The sequence below is a fragment of the Streptomyces durhamensis genome (assembly GCF_000725475.1).
GTDB classification, from domain to species: Bacteria; Actinomycetota; Actinomycetes; order Streptomycetales; family Streptomycetaceae; genus Streptomyces; species Streptomyces filipinensis.
Window position 1 is genome coordinate 1 of sequence record NZ_JNXR01000209.1, and the last position, 247, is coordinate 247.

General features: G+C 68.0%; 1 protein-coding gene. It reads left to right on the forward strand.

Annotation, left to right across the window (positions count from 1 at the left end):
* Window positions 1-13: 13 nt before the first annotated feature.
* Window positions 14-247 (forward strand): condensation domain-containing protein (locus IO33_RS45510; protein WP_245236084.1); only part of this gene is annotated, 234 nt, incomplete at its 3' end.

Consider the following 247-nt stretch of genomic DNA (forward strand, 5'->3'; position numbering starts at 1 on the left):
TCTTGAGGAGGGGTTGCGTGGGCTGGCGCTGAGGGCGAACACGTCGCTCAAGAGTGTGCTGCTGGCGGCTCATCTGAAGGTGATGAGCTCGCTGACCAGCGAGGACGCGTTCCATACGGGTGTGGTCTTCCACGGCCGTCTGGAGGCCCCGGGCGCTGACCGGGTGCTGGGTATGCACCTCAACACGGTGCCGTTCCCGGCGGTCCGGCCGGCGGGCACCTGGCGCCAGCTGGTGGAGCAGGTGTAC